General features: G+C 61.5%; 1 protein-coding gene. It reads left to right on the top strand.

Going from position 1 to position 775, the window contains the following annotated elements; all coding sequences use genetic code 11:
- A partial coding sequence (locus CSQ89_RS22775) for a hypothetical protein (protein ID WP_308418210.1) occupies window positions 1-677 on the top strand: 677 nt, incomplete at its 5' end.
- Between the last annotated feature and the right edge of the window lie 98 nt (window positions 678-775).

Below are 775 nucleotides of genomic sequence, written 5' to 3'. Positions count from 1 at the left end.
ACCAGTACCAACGCCCGATCAAGAGCTTGACGGTAGGGGATCGGCAGATTGAGTACGTGGAAGTGACGCCGCAAGACATTGCACAGGCCAATACGCTGGCGCATGAAGTGCTGGGCCGCAGCCTGGACGAGTTGCCACCGCAGACGCGCAAATTGCTGATTCAGGTGTGTGAGATGGTGCGCGCCCGCGCAGCCGTACTGGAACTGCCTTGTTCGGAATACCGATTCAGCCGCAAGGTGGTGCGCGACGCCACCGGTTGGGGAGATACCCAGCTCAAGGTGCATCTGGCGCGACTGGCCGAACTGGAATACTTGGTAGTGCATCGTGCCAGCCAGGGCCAAGGCTATGACTATGAACTGCTGTATGACGGTGATGGCCGCAATGCGCCGTATCTGTCGGGCTTGCTTGACCCGGCCTGTCTGTACGACAGCCCGCGGTCGGGGCTTGAGGGTAGGCAGTCGGGGGATATAGGCACGTGGTCGGTTGCTGGTCGGGGCGAGGTCGGTACCGGGTCGGCCCCTGGTCAGACGGACTTAGGGCCTTCAACGCCAGTATCTACAAGGCTGATAGAGGTTGACCCTGAAAAACCGTCAATCACGCGGCACCCCCTTCCCAATGCAGTACCGTCGTACCCGCAGGGTGTCGTAGCGGTAGAAGGCGCGGGCTATGCCGCGTAAGGGCCAGAAACTCAAGACGCGCCATCGCGCACCGACCAAACCACAAGTACCACGGCGTCAGGTGGCCGACCCGCTGGCGCATCACCCGATGCTGGCTT

It is taken from the genome of Chitinimonas sp. BJB300 (genome assembly GCF_002735695.1).
Classification (GTDB): Bacteria; Pseudomonadota; Gammaproteobacteria; order Burkholderiales; family Chitinimonadaceae; genus Chitinimonas.
Note: the sequence above shows the minus strand (reverse complement) of the source record. Positions and strands in the feature narration are given on the sequence as shown.